The sequence below is a fragment of the Psychrobacter sp. AOP31-B2-9 genome (assembly GCF_052378005.1).
Classification (GTDB): Bacteria; Pseudomonadota; Gammaproteobacteria; order Pseudomonadales; family Moraxellaceae; genus Psychrobacter.
Genome location: NZ_JBQSXG010000213.1, coordinates 1 through 3,542, shown reverse-complemented (window position 1 = coordinate 3,542; position 3,542 = coordinate 1). Strand labels below are relative to the sequence as shown.

3 protein-coding genes are annotated in these 3,542 nt (G+C 42.0%); all 3 read right to left on the bottom strand.

All coding sequences use genetic code 11. The features are described from left to right. Positions 1–523 (bottom strand): type 1 glutamine amidotransferase domain-containing protein (locus tag ACT3SX_RS14440; protein WP_444519207.1); only part of this gene is annotated, 523 nt, incomplete at its 3' end. A gap of 288 nt (positions 524–811) precedes the next feature. Then, a complete protein-coding gene (locus ACT3SX_RS14435; protein ID WP_192519940.1) occupies positions 812–1,861 on the bottom strand; it encodes an NADP-dependent oxidoreductase in 1,050 nt (349 codons plus the stop codon). A gap of 161 nt (positions 1,862–2,022) precedes the next feature. Beyond that, complete coding sequence (locus tag ACT3SX_RS14430; RefSeq protein ID WP_192519939.1) at positions 2,023–3,234, bottom strand: iron-containing alcohol dehydrogenase; 1,212 nt, start codon at positions 3,232–3,234, stop codon at positions 2,023–2,025. Positions 3,235–3,542: the final 308 nt, after the last annotated feature.

Here is a 3,542-nt window from a genome sequence, read left to right as displayed (position 1 = left end):
AGAAAGGTACGATATCTGTTAGGCCGACTGCGTCTTCTTCTGAGTTGGTAAAGCCAGTGACTTTTTTGTCTTTGACCAAATATTCGCCATCGACTTTGACATTTTTAAGCGCACCTGGTGCGTGACAAACAAAGGCAACAGGCTTATCTTGTTTGACAAAAGTCTCAATCAAACTGATAGAGTTTTCATCTACGGCTAAATCCCATAATGGGCCATGACCACCAGGATAAAATACCGAGTCAAAATCCTCTGCTTTTACGTCCGCAAGCTTTTTGGTGCTGGCCAGATGTTCTTGAGCTTTAGTATCACCCTTAAAACGTGTGGTATCTTTGGTTTGTGCATCTTCAGTATCGCTACTAGGGTCGAGCGGCGGCTGGCCACCAGCAGGTGACGCTAATGTGACGTTAGCACCTGCATCGATAAATGCGTAGTAAGGCGCGGCAAATTCTTCTAGCCAAAACCCTGTTTTTTTACCAGTATCGCCTAAACGGTCGTGTGAGGTTAGTACCATTAAAATATTCATTGTTATCCTTATTTGTTATTCATTCACATTGAAAGTTAATTTTTATAGATAAATAGAAAGCCAAAACGTAGATGCTGTATATAAACAGATGCTTTACATAAATAAGCCATCTTAAAGCAGCAAGTGATGAATACTAAATGATGACTGTTATAACTGCATCTAGATAACTGCATCTAAATAACTGCATCTAAATAACTGCATCTAAATAACAGTATCTAGGTTTCAGACTTAATATTCAGTTATCAAAATAAGTAGTTATGTTGTTAAGTGGTGATGGCCTAACGCAAATTACTTAACGTCAGCAACTTTAACAACAGTTTTACCAAAGTTTTTGCCTTCTAGCATATCAAAGAATGCTTGCGGCGCTTGTGCCAAGCCATCTGTTTGATGTTCTTTGGTTTTGATGTCACCTGACTCCACCCATTGACCCATGGTTTTTAAGAACTCAGGATAATGATCGCCATATTCTTCAAAAATAATGAAGCCTTTAACCGTCAGGCGATTGGCCAGTATTTGACCCATTAGCATGCCCAAACGGTCTTTGCCATCAGGTAAGTCGGTTGCGTTGTACTGTGACACTAGGCCGCACACAGGAATGCGTGCATGTGCGTTTAGTAATGGCAGTACGGCATCGAAGACTTTACCGCCAACGTTTTCGTAATAAATATCAATGCCATCTGGACAAGCTGCTTTTAGTTGTTCGGCGAAGTCATCCGCTTTGTGATCGATACAAACATCAAAGCCAAGCTCATTGACTGCAAAATCACATTTTTCTTTGCCGCCTGCCACACCTACGGCACGTACGCCAAGTTTTTTGCCCACTTGTCCGACAGTCGCACCAACAGGGCCAGTCGCTGCGGCCACCACTAGGGTTTCGCCTTTTTGTGGCTTACCGATGTCAGTTAAGCCCATGTACCCGGTAAATCCTGGCATACCTAGTACACCTAGACCATAAGAAGGGTGTGGCATGTTTTTATCAAGCTTTAGAACGCCTTCGCCATCACTGACGCTATAGTCCTGCCAGCCAGAACCTGATACCACCAAGTCGCCTTCGACAAAGCCATCCACATTAGACGTGACCACTTGGGCGACTGTACCACCAGTCATGACGTCGCCGACTTGTAATGGATCGGTATAGCTTTTGGCATCGCTCATACGTCCACGCATATAGGGATCGAGTGATAGATAAACGGTACGTAGAAGCATTTGCTTGTTGTTAGGAGTCGGAATCTCCGTAGTTTTTAGCTCAAAAGTATCACTGGTTGGTGCGCCATGAGGACGGCTGGCTAGCGTGATTTGGCGGTTAATTTCTTGGTTCTGATTATTATCAAAGCTCATTTTATTATCCTTTTTAATTATTGGTTTTAGCGTTTTTATTTAAATCGAATTATTTTAGATTGTGGTTTTGGTTCTGATTACGATATAGCAACTACTCATTGCTGAGTAGCTACTATGAATAGCACAACTATATGTATTTGTTCTTACTGAGCTGTTATTTATTAAGATGCTTTGCTAGTAACGGCGCGTTGCAAGATATGGCGTGATACCTCTAAATCGTTAGCGCCATGTTCGCCCAGTTTTACCATGTTATGAGCTTCGAGCTGCTTGATAATTGGATCAATGGCTGATTCAGTCAAGTCAGCGTCTTTTAAGCTGACTGGCAAGCCCAAGTCGCGGAAGAAGTTTTCCGTGTAAACAATGGCGGTTTCAATAATGGTGTCATCATCTTGATCGGTGTCAGTGATATTCCATACATTACGAGCATATTGGAGCAGCTTTTCTTTTTTGCTTTCTTTTAACTCACGCATAACTGATGGCAATAAGATGGTTAAGGTGCGAGCATGGTCAATCGCATGCAATGACGTTAATTCGTGACCGACCATGTGTGTTGTCCAATCTTGTGGCACACCAGTACCGATTAGACCATTAAGTGCCATGGTCGCTGTCCACATGATGTTTTTGCGGGTTTCTAAATTGTTTGGATCCTGCTTAACCACTAAGCCTTCTTCGATAAGGATTTTCAGCAAACTTTCAGCAAATGCGTCTTGCACCTTTGCATTAACAGGATAGGTTAGGTATTGCTCAATCACGTGGACGAAAGCATCGGCTACGCCGTTCATGACCTGACGCTCAGGTAAAGTTAGCGTCTTAGCAGGATCTAAAATTGAGAATTTAGGAAAGGCAAGTGCATTATTAAAAGGGAGTTTTGCTTGACGTTCGCTATAGTTGATCACACCGCCCGAGTTCATTTCAGAACCAGTTGCTGGGATAGTTAATACTGCACCCAAGTCAATCGAAGAGTCGATATCTTTACAGTAGCCAGTCAATGCATTCCACGCTTGTTCACGTGAGACAGTACCGTCTTCTTCAGCAAGTGACGATACCAATGCAACAAATTTACTGCCATCAATCACTGAACCGCCGCCAACAGGAAGCAGAAAATCAATATTGTGCTCATTGACCATATCTGCCGCTTTTAGCAATGTAGTGAACTCTGGGTTGGCTTCAATACCGCCGAATTCGAATACGGTACGATTGCCGTTTGCTGCCAATGCTTCTTTAACTTCATCCAATGTACCAGTGCGTTGTGCTGAGCCGCCACCATAAGTAATAAGGACGCGGGCGTCAGTAGGCACTAAGTCTGATAATTGTTTGATTTGTTCTTCGCCGAAAACGATACGTACTGGATTGTAATATTGAAAGTTATTCATGATATTCCTAAGTTTGTTAAATATTGATTGGATGCCGAATTAAAAAATTATTTATTAGTGAGTTCGTTTCTCACATTTGCGTGCATTGTAAATATAATTAGACCGGTCGTCTAGTAATTTTTACAAAACTCTCTCATAACTTTATTATTAAGTAGGGGTTCAATAATTATAAGGGCTGTGTAATATTTTTGGTGTTGGTGTTGGTGTTGGTGTTGGTGTTGGTGTTGGTGTTGGTGTTGGTGTTGATCATCAATGTGCTTTTCAAGACACCAATGTTTCCTCTAACATGTGAATGCTAAAGTAGGAGT